Origin of the sequence: Pseudomonas sp. DrBHI1, from assembly GCF_002205115.1 — a bacterium.
GTDB lineage: Bacteria > Pseudomonadota > Gammaproteobacteria > Pseudomonadales > Pseudomonadaceae > Aquipseudomonas > Aquipseudomonas mosselii.
On record NZ_NIBE01000108.1, the window covers coordinates 1 to 385 of the forward strand.

General features: G+C 68.1%; 1 protein-coding gene. It reads right to left on the minus strand.

Annotation, left to right across the window (positions count from 1 at the left end; all coding sequences use genetic code 11):
* Window positions 1-385 (minus strand): hypothetical protein (locus CC207_RS27030; RefSeq protein ID WP_158216146.1); only part of this gene is annotated, 385 nt, incomplete at both ends.

Sequence of the window (385 nt, forward strand, 5' to 3'; positions counted from 1 at the left end):
TCCTGCGGCCACCACCTCGCTCCAGAAACGCCGGTCCTTGTCATCCCGCTGCCCCTGCAACAGGAGCAGTCCCGCCTCCAGCAGGAGCAGGCCACTGGCCAGCCGAAGCCGATAGAACGAATGAGCATGAGCGCCCTGCAACGTCTCCACATAGGCGCGATCAAGGCGTCGGACCATGGGGGCCGCCACCCGTCCTCGCGAGGGGGTGTCACCCTCGAGTGCGTGTTCACTCAGGCGCAGGTTGATGGCTTGCTCGCCCAGCGAGGCGATGAGGTAGGTGCCCAGGCGCCGGTATAGCAGGCGATCCATGTTGCCGGGGGCGCCGGCCTGCAGGCTCTGGCGCCCCAGTTGACCCAGCCAGGCCAAGGCGCCGGCGGTGTTGAGG